The sequence below is a fragment of the Lysinibacillus sp. CD3-6 genome (assembly GCF_006351725.2).
Classification (GTDB): domain Bacteria; phylum Bacillota; class Bacilli; order Bacillales_A; family Planococcaceae; genus Lysinibacillus.
On record NZ_CP085880.1, the window covers coordinates 3,062,174 to 3,084,397 of the forward strand.

Genomic DNA, 22,224 nt, shown 5'->3' on the forward strand with positions numbered 1-22,224 from the left:
ACTCACTAAAGAATAAAAATATTTAAGAAGAAGAAGTTTCATTACTAAAGAAAACACATGTTGAAAGGATTTGTCCTCTTAACATGTGTTGAATCGTTTTAAATGAAAAATTATTTACTTACAAAAATCAGGAACATATAAATTATCGATCATATGAAGAAAAATATTGAGGAACATCTTCTAATTCTAAAAATTGAATTCCTTTCATTTGTTTTTCTTCACAAAGTTGCTTAAACCTTTCTGAACAAAATAGATATCTTGCTAATTTTAAATCATTCAAACAAAACACGTCTCTATCATTTTCTTGTAGAACAATTTTTTGATATTTTTCAACCATAAAATTTATGTCAAATAACCTATTTCCTGAAACACTTCTTTTTGTAAACTCTGACTTTTCGTAATCAACGAAATCTTCTCTATTATAGTACTTAATAAAATAATAGGGTTTCTTTACTTTAGATTTTCCCTTTGAACTAACAATTTGTAGGTTTGATGTAACATACTTTAGTAAAGTATTTACTTGATTCATCAATGTAATAAAATCACTACTGATAATATGACCATTAAAACCCTCATAATAGTCAAATTCAATTTTATTATTAGTAATTAACCATAAATCTTTTGGCATTTCTTGTTTTTGAAAAAAGATTTTATTCCATTCATATCCCATTCCCTCATTGTATTTTGTTTCATCAAATGATTCGTGAATAACGCCCTTCAAAAAAATAGGCGACTTTACATTATCCTTAACAATCATATAATAACTCATACTATCTATAACCCTAATCTTTGACACTTAGGATATTTCCTAGATTGCACAGGACCAAAGTGCCCCTTCTGTATTTTGTTTTTCAATTCTATTTGCAGTTTTCGAATATCTGTCCTAGCCTCTTTGTCATTTATTAATCCCAGAGAGTATTGATCGGCAATATCCGTCACCCTTCTCAAGAAATAATCACTATACATAGGGTGTTGAGTATTATGAATCCTACTAAAAGAGCTTCCTTTTAATGTGTCGGGGTTACCAGGCATCATAATACCATTAAATGCTTCATCTCTTAATTCTCCCGTACCAATAGAGTCAAAGAAGGATTGATGTGTTTCATAAATTTGTTCCTTTACTCTAATTGCAGACGGAATAACTTTTTTCCAATTTATCAAATCAAAAGTCCTGCTCCATGTGTTAATTACTTACATAGCTATAAGACTAATTGTGTCAGATGAAATACCCCCATTAAGAAAGCAATTCTTTTCTACAAAAAACATATGTATAGAAAGAGCTTAATACAATTTCTTTACATATGTTTTGAAACTTTAATAACTTTAAATCTGTTTATTTTAGTTCTTTGGAGTATTACCTTATTCAAACTCTTAATTTAAAATCTTGTTTTATTATTAGGTTTTGACATTAGGTTAATTTCTAAATTTCGACAAAATCCGGTCTTTGTGTACTTCCTTCTTTGACAAACATTATTCCTTTAATCTTCTGCACTTTACATGCTTTTATAAATACATCATCAACAATAATATTTCCTGCATATTCTTTCATTCGTACAATATGATGCCCAATCAGAGAATTGGGTACATACTTTATAGACAATAGTTTAATTGGCCCATCTGGTAAGGATTTTAACAATGGTCTGTGTTCCGATTTCTCCATATCTAAACAAGGAACCAAATTTAATACATTCATGACAAAAAAGGATTCATTGATTTCACCAGTATTTGTTGATGTTATTACTGCAGGAATGAACTGACAATCTGTACCTAGTCTCTCTATCAACTTTTTTAGTTTTAAACTTACTAATTCTCCTCCTATCGTCGGCAAAATATCATACTTGTCTAAATAACTATCAAATTTATCTATTGAATAATAAAGTTTCTCATTCGAGGGATACTCAATACCTTTTTCCAGATCAAACCTTACAAACGTATTATTATCAGCGTAAGAAAAAAAGACATCTCGTTCGTAAACGTTAGCTAACTTATAATAATTCATTATATCCCCCTTCACAATGTAGTTTTGTTCTACCTTTTCTTAAATCTTTCCTTTGGTCATTTATTAATTCTTGTATAGCATCATGATATTGTTGAGAGGTCCATTTATTTTTATCTCCAACTTCTAATAAGATATCTAATTCTTGTCGAATCTCCCGATTATATTGAGCATGGAAACTATTATATCCTCAATGAATAGACCTGGTTGGGTGATTATCTACTAGTAGGTAGATATATCGTATTACGTATATTATTTACATCATTGAATAAAACAAGTATCTTCCCTCTTTAGTCCAAATAAAAAGGCCTGAAATCAGAAATATTCTCCGTTTTCACCTTAGCTTCTTTCGTAATCCTATCTACTTGAACGTGATTGCAAATCCAGTTTATTTGACATCTTTAATAAATACTTCATACAACGCTTCAACATTGGCATCCGCTGGTACCCATGCAAAATAATTCTGATCATTATTTAATATAAATTGAACTAACTTTGTTTTTGTGTTCCACTCATTTTTCATACTTGAATCGTAATCTTCCAAATCTTCTTTATAATCTAATTGCAATATATATCCTTTTTCGACCATTGCAAAAACAATTAAACTTCCCAAGAGATTTTTTCGCTTATTTTCTTCTTTATATTCTTGTAATAAGAACCAGATTTGGTCTAACCCTATAGATTTTTTGTATTTTTCATAAAAACTACTATCATCCATAACCTTATAATCATGTATCAATTCATTGACAAATGAGTGCCATATTGGTGGAATAACCTTTTCCAATAAAGGATTATTTTCAATTCCTTCTATTATTTCAAGTTCCTCAATCTCTTGTTCATTGTCGTAGTCACTGAGGGAAATCTGCTTGAATTTCATTTCATTCTTGTAATGTGCCAAGTCATATGGATAGTGATTATTATTTATTAGGCTTGTATCATCAAGTTCTAGTATCTTCGCTAGCGCTGCTGTTTCAAAGCTCCAAAACCCTACATATCCAGGCTCCTTGTGTGCATTCTTCCAATCGTAATCATAATGACCTTTAAACCATTCTTTCTCCATATACGTTTGTAATCTTTTAGATGCTTCTTTCTTATCGGTTTGCGCAAGTTCTATAATTTCTTTTGTTTTTGCATAGGGATTTACTTTATAATAATCATTAGTGATTTTAGTATGTCCGATATTACTAGCATATAATAAAAAATCAATCACTAAATCGCTTATTTCTTTTTTCTCAACCACCTTACTTAATCTTTCTATATTCTTTTTATCCGTTTCTAATAGGATTCCTAAAGAAATCGTCCAAAGAATACTTAAATATCCAACTTCCCTAGTCCCTGTATGCTCTAAATCATAAATTGCATTATGAAAGTCTTTTTCTATTGCACTAATATCTTCTCCTAAAGAATATTTCGCCCTAATATCTTCCATCTCATATTTAAAAGTCCTTAAATAACTCGCTTCTATACGACTTTTATTGTCTTTGGATTTTCTTTGAATACCATTTTTGGTATCCTCCTCTAAATTTCTGATATCCTCCCTATTTTCAGCTATAAATTCTTTATGATATTCAATTTCTTCTCTACATTTTTCTTCTATACATAGATGATCCCTCATTATTTTTATTTCCTCCTTGCCTCTAAATCAAGGCCATTCTCCAATTATTTCACCCTTAGCATTTAACCTATATGTTATTACATTCCCATTACTATCGACTTTTGATAATACTCTTTCAACTTCATCTTCATCCAATGCTTTGGTGATTTTATTTGCTAGTTTTTGATCACCACCAACAGCTTTCAAAATTCTACTTTTTTCAGTTTTCGCACCTGTCAACCATTCGTTTGACATTTGTGGTCCATCTTTTGTTTTGCCTAATTGGGAACTACCAAACTTCGCTTCATCAAATACATATTTAATTTTTGATTCTGTATTTGCATTTTCATATAATCCGTCTATCCCTTTTACTATTTTATCATTGATGCTTGTTGGTGCCCCTCTACCTATTGGCTTTAAATCATATCCAGCGGCTTTTATACTTTGGTTGTTTAATAAATTATCACTTGAAATTATTTCACCAAAATTACCTTTTTGTTTGTTAGTAGCTTTATCTGCATTAAATTCGTCGACACTTACTTTTTTAGGTTCACCGTTGGAACTATTAGATGGATTCGGCGATGGTATTTTTCCAACTGTTCCCGTATCCGTTATTCGACCGACGTTCACACCGGCCAACTCCAACGGCGGTGTTCCCAGCTGATGAAGCTGATTCTTTACTTCGTCTACTTTTGTGTGTAACTTATCTTTTACGGTGTCTATGTGTTTATTGGCTTTTTCTTTTAGTTGACCTATAGAACCATTATTAGCGACGGTTTTAACATCATCCACTATACCACCTATCACTTTGGTAATATGTGGTTAATTATTTAATTTTCCGGTTATGTAAATGACCTTCTGTTTCTCTAAAGTTTTTAAAATATATACATCTTCATTTTTCCACATTTGCAATTCATAGCTATCCAATGGTCATTTTGCCATTCCTTGATGACTTGCCCAGATGGGTCTCGTTTTGTTGGTCTACTCGTGAATTTAAAATAGCCTGTGACAAATACTCATGTAGAATGTGCCAGCGCCATAGATACGGTCTTTTTTATCTTATGTTTCATATAAATTTCCGACATCATCGACACTACGGTATAAGAAATCAAATTGGCGACTGTCTTGATTGGCCCAGACGAGGTTACTAAATTCGTCGTAACCATACGTCACTTTTACACCCGTTAACTCGTTGACCATACTGCGTAATTGATGATTAACGTCCCAATTGTAGGTATGTCTTATCGTATCGCTTTTGACTACTTACTTGAAGGTGCGTTGGTCTACCTAGAATCTCGTTTTACCATTTATGTACTAAAAATATTATTACTTTTTGTTAAGAAAATAACTAAAAATATAAATACAACTTTAATAATTCAATATACAATAAAAAACATATGTAAAGAAAAAGCTAAAGACAATTTCTTTACATATGTTGCGACAACTTAATTAAAGCAGTAACAAGAAGATTCTGTATTATAACTGTTTTTGCTCCTAATAATAATTACTAATATTATTAGGTACACCCTATATTTCAACAAATTCCGGTCGTTGGGTATTTCCCTCTTTGACAAACATTACACCTTTAATCTTCTGCACTTTACATGCTTTTATAAATACATCATCAACAATAATATAGCCCTTATACTCTTTCATTCTTACAATATGATGTCCATCTAAGGAGTTTGGTACATACTTTACAGACAAAACTTCGATTGGTCCATTAGGTAAAGACTTTAATAACGGTTTATATTCCGATTTCTCCATATCTAAACAAGGTACTAGATTTAATACATTCATGACAAAAAATGTTTCATTACTTTCGCCGCTTTTTGTAGACGTTATGACCGCAGGGATAAACTGACAATCTGATCCTAATTGCTCTATTAGTTTTTTCAATTTTATACTTACCAATACACCCCCAATTGTGGGCAAAATATCATATTCGTTTAAATAAGGATCAAATTTATCTACTGAATAATAAAGTTTTTCATCTAAAGGATAGACAAGACCTTTTCTTAAGTCAGATTGATCATAAGTGTTTTTTTCTGTGTAAGAAAAAAACACGTCTCGTTCGTAATTGCTAAATAACTGATAGTAACTCATATTTATCATCCTTCATAATATTCTCCACTATTTCCATTTTACGAGATCAAGTCATTATAATTTTTTTATGCAGTCATCTACTTATTCAGCACTCCCTTTTTATTAAACTGCTACATTATGGGACACAGTATAGAGTTTAGTAAAAAAGATTAGCCTCTTCTCCATGCTCTTTTTTAATTGCTCGACTATATCTCTTTAAGCTTTTTTAATTAAAATATGTTTAAATTGCGGTATTATTTGGTACTTAATCTTAAAATATTCCTCATTCTCAGGCCCATTCATTATTAATAAACTATTCAACATAATTTTGATTGAATATAGTGTCCTTCAATCCCATAAAATCCCTTTTTAAGAAGAAAGGATATTAAGAATAGGCTCAAAAGTTTTCTAAATATACTCTAAAATTTTTAAATCGTATATTTTTAACAATCAAACAATTCATTGGCTAGTTGAGAAATTTTTTGGACAGCATCTTCAATATAATTTTGTTCATCCACTGTGTATTTATCTTCGTTAAAATAAAAGTAATTACTTATATCGACAAACGATAATGCAAGTTTTTTTGGAACAAAATCTAAGTTCTTATATTCAACTATTAAAAACTCCATTGCTGTTATTAATTCATTAAATCTATTCTCATTCAATCCTTTACCTCTTCTTAATTGTATTAAAATTGAATCCTCTCCTAGAATATTTTCATAAACAAAATTTAAAGCTTCGTTCTTATTCATAAAAACCTCCTTTAACGACATGGTATTATTGCTGAGGAAGGGACATGCGCCTCAACTAGTACCTCTTTTGAATCATTTGCAAATCTTGCTGAAACACTTCCCACACCATTTGCTTTAGCTTTTTCTACAGTTGAAATATCTATTATCCTCTTATTACCTACCTTATCAGGTACTACATCATCAGTATCAAAAGAAACCATTCTTTGTCCAGGTTCACGATGTTTAGCTAATGCTTCGGGCTCTGTACTTGTCCAGGCGTTCCTAGATAATCACTAATAATGCTGTAGTTGCCTTCACTCGTTATCTTAGCTGAAGGGACAAATCCATCATTGAATACCCATGTAACGAGACTATCTAAGTCATCTGTCTGTGAGGCATTCTCCACTGAATTATCCTGCGAGAAATACTCGTGCAGAATCGTATTGCCATCCCACACAAAATGAGTAGCTCTACCTTCCGAACACTTCTCTATTCGCCTACCTAATGAATCATATTTTAAAGTAACTTCCGTATTATCTGGCTTAATGACCTTCGACATCATCCCATTGCCATAGTACTCGTACTTCCATGTATCTCCATTATGTTCGACTTTCTCTACGAGATTTCCTTCTTCGTCATAGGAGAACTTGGCATCTTTTGTATCTAATAATCTACTGCCAGCGCCATAGACTCGATCTTTTTTATCTTTTGTTTCATATATATTGCCGACATCATCGACACTGCGGTATAAGAAATCAAATTGGCGACTGTCTTGATTGGCCCGGACGAGGTTACTAAATTCATCATAGCCGTACGTCACTTTTATACCCGTTAGCTCGTTGACCATACTGCGTAATTGATGATTGACGTCCCAATTGTAGGCGCGTCTTCGTGTATCTCGGCTTTGGCTACTTACTCTATGATGTGTTGGTCGACCTGTAATATCATATTGCCATTTACTAATAACATCTCCTGGTAGGATTCGTTCAATCTCTTGACCAAGTTCATTGTATTGCATCGAGGCTGTCCACTGGGTTTGCTCGGAGCGGGAGGCGGTCATTTGTAAGACATTGCCTAGTTCATTACGCTCCACATCGATTTTGGCACCGAGGCTACTTGTTATCTGAGAACGATTGCCTAACTCGTCATAGCTACTAGCAATCAAAAGATTGTTTTGCCACTCTCCCGAAGGTTGATAACGAGATAGGTCTCGCATTAATGGCTGTGAATTTTAGAACATTCACAGCCATTAGTAAAAAACTATATGGAGAAAACATAAAAAAACAGAGAAATCCGAATTTGATTGAATTCAAATTCGGATTTCTCATTAATCGTAGCTAGTTATGCCCCTTCTCTTTACAATTATTATCCATTAAGAAACTGAGGCAGATTTTTTACCCATTCTTCAATGGTTTTATTATATTCTTCAAAATCAGAATCGTCACTATAGTAATAATATACTGGTGACTTCGGACTTTCTTTGACACTAAGACAAAAATAATCACCATTACCTACTTCTAGGAATGGAATAAAATTTGCATCCCACTTACCATTCTTAATCTCGTAATCATAAACAAATTCTATTAAATCATTGCCATTGTTTTCTCCAGTTGATACATTTAAAATTCCTGGAAGCACATATTTAGACATTAATGTAATAAATATTTTAAAGTCCTCACTAAATTTACAGTTAAATTTATATTCTAGTGCCTCCCAATCCTGTCTAGAAGGGGGTTCAAAGACCTCCCATTCTTTGTCCAACACTTGTGATAAAATAGCCTCCACTTCATCATGAGTCATCTTAAATTACCTTCCTCTTTTTTTTTATACCCTCACCTGGTAGTATATATTCATTTCCTCGTTTTTTATAATGGTCACTTATTTCTTTTCTCCTTTGGCTTGGTGTTAGTTTTGATTTGTGTATATGTCTAGTGTGATTACCACCATGTCGATGAGTATATTCTTCTAATTCATCAAATACGCCACCTTCAGAAATAGGGATCTGGTTCCTAGGGTGTGCCTCTATATTTCTATCTCCATGTGTCTTTTTAGTAGTTGGTCCATCTCCACGCCGCACCCTTATCACTTCTTCAATTGTTTTGGGTTCGTAACGAACAGGTGGAACAGACATAGCAGGGTCAGGATTTGGATAATTCGAAGGACTTAGCGGTTTAGTAGAATCATAACTCCTATTACTCGTTCCTCTATTTGTTTTACCACAGCTTAAACCAAATGGATCAAGCCACGTATTTGGTTCACTCACATAACCATATAATGTTGGATTCCCACCCGCAAGCCCAATCGGGTCAACCTGCGTATAATTCCCTTGCTCTGGGTCGTAGTATCGGAATCGGTTATAATACAAACCAATTTCTACATCCTCATACTGCCCTTGATACCTAAACGGAATAAAATCCTTCTCACCCGTAAACTCGTTCACTCGCCCATACACATCAAGCTCAGCCGACCAAACCTTATGACCTTGTTCATCATAGGCTTCAACAGGCGTTCCGAGATAATCACTAATAATACTGTAGTTGCCTTCACTCGTTATCTTAGCTGAAGGGACAAAGCCATCATTAAATACCCATGTCACGAGATTATCAGCGATTTCGGCTTCTGTCTTGGAGGCATTCTCCACTGAATTCTCAACATCCTGCGAGAAATACTCATGCAAAATCGTATTGCCATCCCACACAAAATGAGTAGCTCTACCTTCCGAACTCTTCTCTATTCGCCTACCTAGTGCGTCATACTTGAACGTAACTTCTTTGAGATCTGGACGGATGACTTTTGACATCATGCCATTGCCATAGTACTCGTACTTCATCGTTCACGTGCTAGATTTATATATCAATTATTTTCTAATATTCAAATAAAAAAGAGTAGCAATATACCCCTTCAGAATATCTGCTACTCTATTTAGATAAAAGTTTGATTTTTTTACTATCTTTCTAGCGATTATTAAAATCCTCTAAGTCAGCGAGTTTGACATCATATTCTTTCTTAATAGGTAGAAATAAATATTTTAAAGTTTTATGGTTCATTAAATTTTTTATTTTTCCATCCCCAATACTTGTTGTTCCGATAATGCGAACTTCTTGTAAATTAGGTAGCTGATGAAGGAAATCTAAGGAAGGAATTTCACCACAGCTCTCAATTATTATTTTTTCTATGCTAGAGATATTTCCAATTGAACTCCAATTTTCGATATTTTTACAATTTTGGAAACCTATTGAATTTAGTGATTTTCCTCCTTCCATCCACTTTAAAGAAGTCATTTTTGAATTATAACTTATTCCTAAGTGCTCTAAGGAAGGCATGTACTTAAGAGCTTCAAATTCAAATATTTTAGTTTTTACTAGCCCTATTCTTTTAGCTTTTGTAAATATATTGAATTCCTCAGAAGAATCGCCATTATAATTATCAATAAATAAGTACTCAATATTCTTGTTTTGAAAAATTGAACTACATGTTTTTTTATTGTAATTTAAGTAAACACACCACAATGCATCTAACTCCGAAAAAGGAATTACTTCATCAGTTTTCCCCAGAAAATTAAAGTATTCTAATGAACTATAATTCTTTAGTTCATTTAAGGATTTATAATCATAAGAGTTTAACCTAAGCCCCCTAATATTTGAAAAGCCAATAAGATTTTTTATATCCTCAAACTTGTGCTTTATAGCATCATGTGTAACTGACACACTGTCTATTTCTTGCCTTCTTATATCTTCGATATCAACTACCTCTTTATCTGGATTTATATTAATAAATCTAAAGTTCCTGTTGAAATATACTTTGTCAAAAATCATAATATCCTCTCCTTGAATTCCTTATTTTGAACAACCAGGACTTTTTATTTTATTTGCAAGGTCTTCGCCTGCATCTTCAAAAGCTTTTATTATACCAGCCTCTGTTTTGAAAAAGTCTGATTCTTTACCATGTGGAACTACCAATAATTGTAAGGATTCTAACTGTGAGGATGTTAATTTACCTGAGCCTAAATGTTGCCTTAATCTTGTATATAAGTTATTAGCTTTACCAACATACCATTTTGTAATACCATCCCTTACATCAATTGTTCTAAACATATATGCTCCACCGGATTTTTTACTTGTTCCAAGTATTTCTTTTAAAAAAGCTCTATCATTCGGATTTGTAGGTGCTAATCCAAAAACATCAGATAAAATGGTTGGATTTCTTACGTACGCATACAACGTAGGATTCCCACCAGCCAGCCCAATGGGGTCAACCTGTGTATAATTCCCTTGCTCTGGGTCATAGTATCGGAATCGGTTATAATACAAACCAATTTCTACATCTTCATACTGCCCTTGGTACCTAAACGGAATGAAATCTTTCTCTCCCGTAAATTCCTTCACTCGTCCATACACATCAAGCTCAGCCGACCAAACCTTATGACCTTGTTCATCATAGGCTTCGACAGGTGTTCCTAGATAATCACTAATAATGCTGTAGTATCCGTCATTCGTGATTTTTGCAGAAGGAACAAAGCCATCATTGAATACCCATGTCACTAAATTATCTACGATTTCGGCATCTGGCTGGGAAGCATTCTCCACTGAATTTTCCAATGTATTAGAATTATCCTGTGACAAATACTCATGCAAAATCGTATTGCCATCCCACACAAAATGAGTAGCTCTACCTTCCGAACACTTCTCTATCCGCCTACCTAGTGTGTCATACTTGAAAGTTACTTCTGTCATGTCTGGCTTCATGACCTTCGCCATATTTCTATTATTAATCCCTATATAACCCTTAATTAGGTAAATTAAATTAATATAAATAATAACAATAAATCCAAATTCAGTGGTGAATTTATCATACACTTTTAAAATAGTAGTAAAATATAAAAATAGTTATGTTTTTAACAAAATGCAAAGAATTGCAATTAATTAAAATTGCAATTCTCTACAAACTATGCATTTTTATTTGAAACACTTCTTATATTCGTTAGATTAAAGGGCGATATATATCTTTCCAGTAAGGAATCATTTCTTCTGAAAAAACATATACAAAATCATTTGAAGATAGGTTTCCTAAATTATCTAATGCTATGCCAAACTTGAAATATATTTTATAGTTTCTGTTGATAAAGTACTCTTCATTTTTTAAACTATCCAATTTAGAGCCGATTTTAGATAACAATTTATTATCAATAAAAACATCCTCTTTACAATTTAAAGCTATTTGAATTAACTGTCCTTTTTCATTATAGATTGCTTGACTATTCTTCCAGTTTTCTGTTGTTATACCTTTTTTAGTATTCTTGCTTGTTTTTAAAGGAATTCCCCATATATTTTCAACTTCACTCGGCTGCATACCGAATTTCAATAATCCTACAGATTGATACGGAGTAATTTCATATTTTAAGGTTTTTAGCTGATTTTCAGTACTTCTGAATTGGAAACCTAATTTTATATCTTTCTCGTAAATATTTTTTTGGTTATCTGAATAAATCGTTAATTGTATTCCATCATCAGGAAAATCCAAACCGTAAATCGACATGTTATACTGAGGAAATAAATAACATCCATCTATAAAATACGGATTTTCTTTGAATAAAAATTGCTTAGATTCATTAATTAAGTCAATTTTTTGTTCATTCAAAAAAATAATCTTCGGATTGTTAACTGAAATACTTACTAAAATATCTTCTACTATATGAAATATATAATCATCTTGATAAAGATAAAATTCTTTTTCATTGACTTTTTTCTTATTCAATTCACTTATAATATTGTTTAGGTCTGAAGATTTCATAGATAACTTCACTTCATTTATCCCGATTTTAGGTAATATTTCAAACTCTTTTCTCATAATATCTACCTCATTTACAATATTTTCTTGTTAATCTTTTTTGTTCTGCATTGGTTATATATCCATTGTCTCCTGCGTATTCCAACATTTCTCCAATCCCATCATTAAATTGAGAACCAAATTTCCTTTGTATATCTCGTATATCAATTTCAATTGCCTTACCAAATTTACCATTATCAATCAATTCTTTTTGGTAAGCTCTCCATTGCTTTCCTTTGTTATAACTTCCCCAACTTGCTGTATCAAGATGATCAGGAGTAGGCATCCAAATTGCTGGTCCTTTCCCATGGCTTACCGGAGAAATTGAGTTTGCAGGCATATGATGTACCTGCCCGCCTATGTTCGTTGCTCTAACCTCAGCATAAGAACCTCCTTGCTTTAGACCAAAAATATCAATATAAATATTAGGGTCACTAACATACCCATAAAGCGTAGGATTCCCACCAGCCAGCCCAATCGGGTCAACCTGCGTATAACTCCCTTGCTCTGGGTCATAGTATCGGAATCGGTTATAATACAAACCAATTTCTACATCTTCATACTGCCCTTGGTACCTAAACGGAATGAAATCTTTCTCTCCCGTAAATTCCTTCACTCGTCCATACACATCAAGCTCAGCCGACCAAACCTTATGACCTTGTTCATCATAGACTTCAACAGGCGTTCCTAGATAATCACTAATAATACTGTAGTTGCCTTCACTCGTGATCTTAGCAGAAGGGACAAAGCCATCATTGAATACCCATGTCACTAGATTATCTGCGATTTCGGCTTCAGGCTGGGAAGCATTCTCCACTGAATTTTCCAATGTATTAGAATTATCCTGTGACAAATACTCATGCAAAATCGTATTGCCATCCCATACAAAATGAGTAGCTCTACCTTCCGAACTCTTCTCTATCCGCCTACCTAACGAAACATACTTGAACGTAACTTCTGTCATGTCTGGCTTCAAGACCTTGGCCATCATGCCATTGCCATAGTATTCGTACTTCCATATATCTCCATTATGTTCGACTTTCTCTACGAGATTTCCTTCTTCGTCATAGGAGAATTTGGCATCTTTTGTTTCTAGTAATCCACTGCCAGCGCCATAGATACGATCTTTTTTATCTTTTGTTTCATATAAGTTGCCGACATCATCGACACTGCGGTATAAGAAATCAAATTGGCGACTGTCTTGATTGGCCCAGACGAGGTTACTAAATTCATCATAGCCGTACGTCACTTTTACACCCGTTAGCTCGTTGGCCATACTGCGTAATTGATGATTGACATCCCAATTATAGGCGCGTCTTCGGGTATCTCGGCTTTGACTACTTACGCGATGGTGTGTTGGTCTACCTGTGATATCATATTGCCATTTACTAATAACATCCCCTGGTAGGATTCTTTCAATCTCTTGACCGAGTTCATTGTATTGCATCGAGGCTGTCCACTGGGCTTGCTCGGAGCGGGAGGCGGTCATTTGTAAGACATTGCCTAGTTCATTACGCTCCACATCGATTTTGGCACCGAGGCTACTTGTTATCTGAGAACGATTGCCTAACTCGTCATAGCTACTCGCAATCCAATGGTCGTTTTGTTGTTCTACCAGTGAATTAAAAGGGCAATAAAATCCTTTTTAATGGATTTATTGCCCTTTAAATGATTAAAAATAGTAATAATCTTTTTAGTATAAATTGATACACTTAAATATTCCTTGTTTTTATCTGTGATGAAGTTTATTTATAAAAGTTATTCCATATCTGCCACATTAAAGTTATATTTTTCATCTTCCCGTGGATCATTATATCCTTCAAATTCATCTATTTTTTTTAGAGAAAACAAAAAACCAAAATTAGGGTTAGGATAATCTAATTTCTTCTTACGTGCATAGCCTTTAATAGATACTAAGTATTTTCCAGAATCAACATTATATCTAAATCCAGAATATAACGTCACCCCATCTAATGTTTGATATGATATTTCATCATTTCCTATAAATTTATTATGGTCGAATTCATAAAATAAACCTATACTCCCCACCCATAATGTATCTTTAACTTCAATATTGAAGTTATGATATAATAATTTTTCTTCCCACTCATCATCAAATGATTGATTATAATTATCTAATTTAATTATATATTTTATAGAGTTTACTGGCAAAAAGGGCGTCCAAATACCCTCAGCAAGTGAAGTTAAATATCGCTTATGATTATCCTGAAAATTCTTTAAAACCTTTTTTGACCTAACTTTTTCTTTTTTTAGAAATTCCTCTAATATGTCTAATGAAAATAAACAAATTCCATAACTTGATACTGTTAAAATTTTTTCCAAGATAGCATCTCCTCTTCTTCTATTTACACGGAATTTTTCCATTTGAATGTAACTCTTTAATTTTTTCTAAACCTTCAGCAGGTGTTAAATTTTCAAATAATCTTTCATCGGTGTAAGGAATTTTCAAATAACCTTTAACATCAATATCTTTGTACGCTTTTGCAGCTTTTTCAAAAAATTCGTCTGCCGTACCAGTAAACTTAGAACCATGATAAGGAATTCCAGCTTCTATAAGTTTTCTATGCAATTTTTTGTGAAGAAGTGCTGTTCCAGCCCCATTATCAGGATACCAAGAAATAGAACTAATATGACTTAATTCTGTAATAGCTAATGCCTTAGCTATTGATCTCGGCGTCAAATGATGCCCCATCCCTGTATCTAATAAATCGGAATATAAACCAAATTTATCTATATTGTTATTGGTATCTCTTACATACCCATACACCGTAGGATTCCCACCCGCAAGCCCAATCGGGTCAACCTGCGTATAATTCCCTTGCACAGGGTCGTAGTATCGGAATCGGTTATAATACAAACCAATTTCTACATCTTCATACTGCCCTTGGTACCTAAACTGAATAAAATCTTTCTCACCCGTAAATTCCTTCACTCGCCCATACACATCAAGCTCAGCCGACCAAACCTTATGACCTTGTTCATCATAGGCTTCGACAGGTGTTCCTAGATAATCACTAATAATGCTGTAGTTGCCTTCACTCGTTATCTTAGCTGAAGGGACAAAGCCATCATTGAATACCCATGTCACTAGATTATCTGCGATTTCGGCATCTGGCTGGGAAGCATTCTTCACTGAATTTTCCTGTGACAAATACTCATGCAAAATCGTATTGCCATCCCACACAAAATGAGTAGCTCTACCTTCCGAACTCTTCTCTATCCGCCTACCTAACGAATCATACTTGAACGTAACTTCTGTCATGTCTGGCTTCATGACCTTGGCCATCATACCATTGCCATAGTACTCGTACTTCCATGTATCTCCATTATTTTCGACTTTCTCTACGAGATTTCCTTCTTTGTCATAGGAGAATTTGGCATCTTTTGTTTCTAGTAATCTACTGCCTGCGCCATAGATGCGGTCTTTTTTATCTTTTGTTTCATATAGATTGCCGACATCATCGACACTGCGGTATAAGAAATCAAATTGGCGACTGTCTTGATTGGCCCATACGAGGTTACTAAATTCGTCGTAACCATACGTCACTTTTACACCCGTTAGCTCGTTGACCATACTGCGTAATTGATGATTAACGTCCCAATTGTGGGCGCGTCTTCGTGTATCTCGGCTTTGGCTACTTACTCTGTGATGTGTTGGTCGACCTGTAATATCATATTGCCATTTACTAATAACATCCCCTGGTAGGATTCTTTCAATCTCTTGACCGAGTTCATTGTATTGCATCGAGGCTGTCCACTGGGCATGCTCGGAGCGGGAGGCGGTCATTTGTAAGACATTGCCTAGTTCATTACGCTCCACATCGATTTTGGCACCGAGGCTACTTGTTATCTGAGAACGATTGCCTAACTCGTCATAGCTACTAGCAATCCAATGATCGTTTTGCCATTCTTTGATGACTTGTCCTGATGGGTCTCGTTCTAGCTTGACGGTTACATACTCATTTTCTGTCTCTTGTAATGCGCCGTTTTTGTCATAGCTAAATGTTTCCCACGTACCATCATAGTAGTCAGAGCGAATAATATTCCCTAATGCATCGTGCTGATACGCTGTCCAACGATTACCTGGACGTTGAATCCGCTGCACTAATCCTGCGAGGCTTCGCTCATACGTTTTTGCCATGTCATCAAAGCCGATTTCCTTGATGATATTGCCTTTTGTATCGCGTTCAAATTTGTATGCTTCGCCTTTTTCATTAATAACAGCGGTTAATTGCTCCTCTGTATCGTAGGTGAACTGTACTTTCTTGCCCCCTTGTTTGCGGGATGTTAAGCTGCCTAGAATCGTGTAATCAAAGGCGACTTGTGTATGGTTATCCTTTGCAAAAACAATATCGTCATAGGCATTGTACTTTAGTTGAACGTCGTTACCATCGGATAGATTTGCGCGTACTAGGCGATTTAAATGATCATAACGGAATTTTTCAGTGGCACCGAGCGGATTAGTTGTGCTTGTGCAGTTTCCGCGACGGTCGTATGTCCATGTTGAACTTGTCCCATCTGGTAATGTTACTCGGCTTAAATTTAGGTCAGCGTCATACGTTAAGGTTACCATATGGCCTTGCGCATTTGTCACTGTGTCAATTAAACGATGTTCATTATAGGAAAATTCAGTCTTTGTACCATCTTCTAAAACCGATGCCTGTAATGTCCCGTCTTCATTATAAATCCACTGGCGACTACCGCCCTCTGGAGTAATTGCCTGAATCAGCCGATCTTTGGCATCATGCTGAGAGGATAACGTACTGCCATCTGCCAGCGTCATCGTTACTGGGTTTGCCCATTCATCATAGCTGAAAGTTGTTACACGACCATCTTCATCTACTTCTTGCAGTAATTCAAAGTCCTCATTATAGTCATAGCTGACCTCACTACCATCTGGATACATAATTTTTGTACATAGGTTATCTTCATTAAAATAGTAAGTACTTGTATGCCCTAAGCTATTTGTAATTTCGTTATAGCCATCGTAATAGGCAAGCTCACCCGCTAGAACATTGCCATCTCCCCATGTTTTAATAACGCGTGCACCTGTTGTTGGCCCATCATAGCGCCAGTAGAAACTATTTTTATTACGGTCTATTTTTTGCATCATTAAATGATTGACATATTGGATATGTGTACTTTGCCCTAATGCATCTTGGATTTCGATTAAATCTTGAACATCATTGTAAACATAGCGCACTAACACTTCACGACTCGTTTGGTTACGTAAAGCGACTTCTGTCATTCTGCCCGCTTCATTTGTCGTAACATCTAGTACGCGCCCTACGCTATCCGTTACTTGTGATAAGAAGCCTTTCAGGTTATACGTAAATTCAATATGGTGATCTTGCTCATTTCTTACTTCTTTTAATCGGTATGTCGTCTCGGTTGTTTGTTCAAATACATAAAGCAAGCGTGTATCATGCTCAAACAAATGGTATTCCACACCTGTATTCTTCAGGGTCATTCTATCTTTTTTATTAAAATATGGTAAATTAATTGGTAAAATTGGAAACCCTACTGCGCGACCATCCGTCACCACAATGCCGATTAGCTCTTCTTCTTCAAATATTTCTAAGGCTAGATCGTATGTAAAGTGCATACCATGCCCCGTTAAACCAACTCGACTACTATCACTGTACCATGCACGTTCCCATGCAAGGGGGATAGGGCCAGGTAGTTCAAAGTCAACACCTTCATAGATCATGCGCCCTGTAATTAAATCAACTGGTTCAAAGCCTTTTTTACAGAATTTATCACTTAAACCTTTTGTACAGTTAAATTTCTTTAATACTTGATGATTGAGTTTAGTTAGCTCCGTTTTGGCCATCGCCTTCATACCGTCGACAGCTTTTGACACAGCTAGCACTTCATCCATCGAGGCGATTACTTTATCGGCTGCTGTTTTCATGCTTTTTGTGCCTTTGTTCGCTACTGCCGAAACCGTATCGAGTGTTTGCGACACTTTAGAGTAAGCGGCCTTCATCCCTTTTACTGCCTTTGAAGCATCCACTGCCTTATCCGCAGCCTTGGCGGTTTTACTTGCTGCCTCTGCTACTTTTGCCGCTTTATTGACCTTGTAGGCTGTTTTTGCGGCATCCCCAACGATTGGCACTGCACCGACTATGTTCATCGCTGCGCCCATAAAGTCTCCTCTTGCCAAGCTAATACCTGCATTGGCAATATCCGCGATGGTCCCGATACCTGGAATAAATCCAGCAACATCTAACGCTAAACTAACATTATCAAGCAACTTACTAAAGAAGCTTTTTTTCTCCTTTTTCTGCTCTGCTTTTTGTGGGAAGATGACATCCACTTTGGATGTAGCTTCAATTGCTTCTTCATTTAACTTCGGTGGTTGGCTTTTTTTCTCTATGCCTTCTTGTTCAATTAGCGTACTAATTAACTGTGTGTCACCAGCAAGGATAATATGACTTTGCTCCTTCGCTGAAATGGCAATCCATTCCTCCGCTTCTACGGATAGCTCGTTCATCCCACTTATTTCTAGTGTTTCATCTGCCGCTAGCATGATGGTACTGTTACTTTGAAATGTTACACCTTCTCCATCATCCATCTTAAGGTCCAATACGCCATCTACTGCACTAAAGGTAATATCACCAACCCCTAGTGTCATATCTTTGCCCGCATTGGTCGCCAATGATTTCACGGTCGTGTCTGCCATTTTTTTCGTTTGTTTTTGTCCGCCTTCTGGTGTAGCAGGAGAAACACGTACCGAGCTAATGACAATGGCATCTTGTTCCACAGCACTTGGAAAATGCAATTGGGCACGGGCACCTTTTTGCGGCATTAAATACATGACACCATTTGCATCTGCTGAATAAGCAAACCAATGTGCTTTTTCTTTCTCTTGTTTTTTATCGATATCTAAATGAATTTTAACCGTGTTTTGCGTAACATCAATGATTTTCCCTGTAAAGGCTGCGCCAATCAAATCTAAATTGCGTACTAATCGTTGACGAATACTTTTTTCTGGTTGAGCAGTATATTGAAACTTTAGTACACCCGCTTCGAGATGAATTTCTCGAACCGTAATAACATAGGATTTTCCCTTTAATTGTACCGATGTACCCAACTCGTACGCTTCTGTGCTTTCAAACGCACAAAATGTATAATCGGTTTCACTTACATCTATACCATCATTTTCAGTAATTAATCGATATGTATCTACATCCATATGTAATACTGAAGGTAGATGGTCGATTGTTATGCTTTTCTTACTTTCGGGTGTGCCAAACCAAAATCGTGGTCCCTTTCCTTGTAAATCAGGAAAAACTACTGCCTGTAGATTAGAAGCCACTCTTTTTATAAATGCCCAATCTGTCTCCATGTATTGAATCGAGATATGACCTATTGCTTGACCGTTCGACACCTGATCGATGTAATCCCCTTGAGGATAAGCACCTACAATGGTATCGAGTAACGCCACATAGGTCATATTCGCATCTTGAAAAGAACGTGAACGTTTTGCAACGTCCATATTGGCTGTAAACGATACAGCCTCAACTGAAACATAATGCACCCCTTGGGCAGCCTGCAACTCTGCATTTTCAATTCTACCTGAGAACAAGATGTCTTGTTGCCTACCAAATTTAACAACGACTTCATCTGAATGACTAATTTGCTGAATATATTTCTGTGCTTGCTCTTCCGCAATCATTCCTGTAAAGGACAATCTCGCATGGTCATCGCCTTTGTGTTTGATTGTTAGTTTATTTATATGAATAAGAGGATAAGGCCATTCGAGCACAAGATCCTCATACGTCGTTATCATGCTGACTTCCTTTTCTCCTAGTGTTTTCATTACTTACCTCCTTTCACTCCATCCTTTCTTTTAAAAGCCTTGTTTCGGTATTTCTAATTCCTCTTGCCCATCATGCACAATATCAATTTTGCCTCCTCCTGCTGAGCATTGCGTATGACAACGGGATAATAGTGCTTGCTTGCCCTCGATATTGACATTTTCCATCCCTTCCATCCAGTCGATGGAACATGTGGGCGTACACGGTTTTTGTAACTTCAAGCAGACGCCAAAGGTGGGAATGTTGTCGGGGTTTCGATCGCCTACATTCAATACGGCTTTATCTTTAATATAAACACCATGATCCTGTGGTAAATTTAAATAATTGAGGTGGCTACCATGCTCACAGGAAATAATCGCTCCATGGACCACGTAACTAAATTGCTCTTGTTCCGAACCTTCTGTCTCCAAATTTTCTACAACTTGAGCCATTCGGTACCCTTCCCTTCGTATATGTTTCAAATTGCACTTTTGATTTAATTTCCATTTGAACGCTTTTAATATCGTTCTAGTTTGACGCGCTGCAACTGAAGTCCAAGAAATGGTCGTCTTAATATACTTTCTGCAACATCTAAATGAACGATAGTGAAAGATTCCCTTTGACTATTAACTTGAAAAATATAGTCTAATTCAACTTTTTTAGGGTTTATTACGAGCTCCTTGATACGTCCGTCTGGATAATAAGTCGTTTCCTGGGAAATACAGTTTTTCTGCATTATGTCCATCAGCCAATATAAGCGCTGTGTTCCTTTTTTTACATCTGTAAATACGATGGCTGTAAATGCTAAGTGATCCTCAAATTTTACGAATAACTTTTTTAATTGATCCGACACAATTGTCCGAGGCTTTTCTAAATAATCCAAATATACTGCAAGCTCTTTTTCCACTACTTCTGCAAATACCGACGAACAAACAAAATCATCTTCAAGGTCTGTCTTCAAAGGAAGAATCGGATTTGTAATAGTGGAGTCTTGCCGAACAATAAAGTATTCCATCTTGACCTCCTGTAAGCTTCATACCTATCTTCCCGTACGGACGACATTACTGAATCCAATGAATATCTTGTATTTGGGCTTGGCTGAATTGATACTTCCCTTGATCGCGTTGAAAGAATGTTGCGCCTTTTAAATTAGCACCTGTAAAATTGGCACCTACTATTTGGGCGAATTCAAATCTTGCCTGTTCTAAATTCGCATTACTGAAATCAGTACCAAGGTAACATGGAACTTCATTTTGAGAGAACTTCAAGGTTTTTCCTTGTGCATGCGTAAAATTAGCACCTGCTAAATTGGCATGTCGAAAATCAGCATCTTGAATCATAGCATAGGAAAAATCCACATTCGTTAATTGCCCATTTACAAAACTCGTACCGATGCACACACTTCGTTGCATTGTAGCTCCTGCTAAATCACTTTCTTGGAAATTCGCATAGGAAAAGTCCAACTGATTGAAATCTCTGTGCTGTAAAGGTAGGTTTGAAAAGTTGCCAAACGTATACGATTGATTCGTCTCTTTTGACGCTAACGTGAACAAGACATCTTTTTCTACTCGTTGTCGTTCTTCCATAATCGCGACATCTTCACTAAACCCTTTATATTCACCGACTCGAAATCGTAAGCACGTCGCTCGTTGAAAATGGAGTTTAGGGACGCGTTGTTGTTGATAACGAAAGAGATAGCGGAGTAATTGGCTAATATATTGATGAAACCGTATAACTGTCTGCTGCATAATCACGTGGATGTCCGCTGCTTGAATGTTAATATAGGGTTTTCTTTCTTTCTCAAGCGTTTTTTGTAATTCGAGCATCGCCTCACAAAGCCAATCCGCTTCATACTGTGCTGTGCATTGTGTCCAATCGCAATACCATGTTTCTCCATATGCTTCTAGTACATACGTAAACTTGTTTTCTAGTAATGATGTTCGAAGCAATGATAGATGAATAAAAGCAACTGGCGCTAACTTTCCTTGTTCTTGCTGTTCATGAATATTCGTAAAAAGTTGTTCAAGTGCGTAAATGATTGGTTTAAGTAAAACTTCCTTATTGTTGCGAAACTGTCGATCCACTTGCTCCTGCAAACGGTGGGCATGAACTGACACGCATTCATCCATAAAATGCTGTAATGCTTCTTCTCGTTTCATGTATCTACAT

The 22,224-nt window shown here is 35.6% G+C and carries 20 protein-coding genes; all 20 read right to left on the reverse strand.

What is annotated here, in order from left to right:
- Positions 1-142 precede the first annotated feature (142 nt).
- The 20 genes from FH508_RS15250 to FH508_RS15350 all read right to left on the reverse strand — a co-directional run bounded on the left by FH508_RS15250 (position 143) and on the right by FH508_RS15350 (position 22,214).
- The gene (locus tag FH508_RS15250) at positions 143-757 is read right to left on the reverse strand and encodes an Imm43 family immunity protein (protein ID WP_228134097.1); all 615 of its coding nucleotides are present in this window, start codon (positions 755-757) and stop codon (positions 143-145) included.
- Between the two features lie 17 nt (positions 758-774).
- Entirely contained in the window at positions 775-1,161 is a 387-nt protein-coding gene (locus tag FH508_RS15255; protein WP_228134098.1) for a hypothetical protein, read from the reverse strand.
- Between the two features lie 259 nt (positions 1,162-1,420).
- Positions 1,421-1,999: an imm11 family protein gene (locus tag FH508_RS15260; RefSeq protein WP_228134099.1), complete on the reverse strand. Its 579-nt coding sequence runs from the start codon at positions 1,997-1,999 to the stop codon at positions 1,421-1,423.
- 385 nt (positions 2,000-2,384) lie between these two features.
- Positions 2,385-3,611, reverse strand: a complete 1,227-nt coding sequence (locus tag FH508_RS15265) for a PoNi-like cognate immunity protein (RefSeq protein WP_228134100.1) — start codon at positions 3,609-3,611, stop codon at positions 2,385-2,387.
- Between the two features lie 27 nt (positions 3,612-3,638).
- A complete protein-coding gene (locus FH508_RS15270; protein ID WP_228134101.1) occupies positions 3,639-4,382 on the reverse strand; it encodes a hypothetical protein in 744 nt (247 codons plus the stop codon).
- A gap of 267 nt (positions 4,383-4,649) precedes the next feature.
- Positions 4,650-4,790, reverse strand: coding sequence for a hypothetical protein (locus tag FH508_RS15275; RefSeq protein ID WP_228134102.1), 141 nt, complete (start codon positions 4,788-4,790; stop codon positions 4,650-4,652).
- Positions 4,791-5,117: 327 nt separating this feature from the next.
- Positions 5,118-5,696, reverse strand: a complete 579-nt coding sequence (locus FH508_RS15280; protein WP_228134103.1) for an imm11 family protein — start codon at positions 5,694-5,696, stop codon at positions 5,118-5,120.
- 422 nt (positions 5,697-6,118) lie between these two features.
- Positions 6,119-6,427 (reverse strand): hypothetical protein, encoded by a 309-nt coding sequence (locus tag FH508_RS15285; protein WP_228134104.1) that lies wholly within the window; start codon positions 6,425-6,427, stop codon positions 6,119-6,121.
- Between the two features lie 226 nt (positions 6,428-6,653).
- Positions 6,654-7,571, reverse strand: a complete 918-nt coding sequence (locus FH508_RS15290; RefSeq protein WP_228134105.1) for an RHS repeat domain-containing protein — start codon at positions 7,569-7,571, stop codon at positions 6,654-6,656.
- A 200-nt stretch (positions 7,572-7,771) separates the two neighbouring features.
- Positions 7,772-8,206, reverse strand: a complete 435-nt coding sequence (locus FH508_RS15295) for an SMI1/KNR4 family protein (protein ID WP_228134106.1) — start codon at positions 8,204-8,206, stop codon at positions 7,772-7,774.
- Position 8,207: 1 nt separating this feature from the next.
- A complete protein-coding gene (locus FH508_RS15300; protein WP_228134107.1) occupies positions 8,208-9,236 on the reverse strand; it encodes an RHS repeat domain-containing protein in 1,029 nt (342 codons plus the stop codon).
- A 124-nt stretch (positions 9,237-9,360) separates the two neighbouring features.
- Positions 9,361-10,221, reverse strand: coding sequence for a hypothetical protein (locus tag FH508_RS15305; RefSeq protein WP_228134108.1), 861 nt, complete (start codon positions 10,219-10,221; stop codon positions 9,361-9,363).
- A 21-nt stretch (positions 10,222-10,242) separates the two neighbouring features.
- Entirely contained in the window at positions 10,243-11,139 is an 897-nt protein-coding gene (locus tag FH508_RS24055) for an RHS repeat-associated core domain-containing protein (RefSeq protein ID WP_305068693.1), read from the reverse strand.
- A 247-nt stretch (positions 11,140-11,386) separates the two neighbouring features.
- Positions 11,387-12,253: a hypothetical protein gene (locus FH508_RS15320; protein WP_228134109.1), complete on the reverse strand. Its 867-nt coding sequence runs from the start codon at positions 12,251-12,253 to the stop codon at positions 11,387-11,389.
- A 10-nt stretch (positions 12,254-12,263) separates the two neighbouring features.
- Entirely contained in the window at positions 12,264-13,754 is a 1,491-nt protein-coding gene (locus FH508_RS24060) for an RHS repeat protein (protein ID WP_305068694.1), read from the reverse strand.
- 236 nt (positions 13,755-13,990) lie between these two features.
- Entirely contained in the window at positions 13,991-14,617 is a 627-nt protein-coding gene (locus FH508_RS15330; protein ID WP_228134110.1) for a hypothetical protein, read from the reverse strand.
- Positions 14,595-20,078, reverse strand: a complete 5,484-nt coding sequence (locus FH508_RS15335) for a DUF6531 domain-containing protein (protein ID WP_305068695.1) — start codon at positions 20,076-20,078, stop codon at positions 14,595-14,597. Before FH508_RS15335 ends, FH508_RS15330 begins: the two co-directional genes overlap by 23 nt.
- Positions 20,079-20,108: 30 nt before the next feature.
- Positions 20,109-20,507, reverse strand: a complete 399-nt coding sequence (locus FH508_RS15340) for a DUF4280 domain-containing protein (RefSeq protein ID WP_172771975.1) — start codon at positions 20,505-20,507, stop codon at positions 20,109-20,111.
- 65 nt (positions 20,508-20,572) lie between these two features.
- Positions 20,573-21,070 carry a hypothetical protein gene (locus FH508_RS15345; protein ID WP_172771976.1) on the reverse strand — a complete coding sequence of 166 codons (498 nt, stop codon included), beginning with the start codon at positions 21,068-21,070 and terminating at the stop codon, positions 20,573-20,575.
- 46 nt (positions 21,071-21,116) lie between these two features.
- The gene (locus FH508_RS15350) at positions 21,117-22,214 is read right to left on the reverse strand and encodes a pentapeptide repeat-containing protein (RefSeq protein ID WP_172771977.1); all 1,098 of its coding nucleotides are present in this window, start codon (positions 22,212-22,214) and stop codon (positions 21,117-21,119) included.
- Positions 22,215-22,224 lie beyond the last annotated feature (10 nt).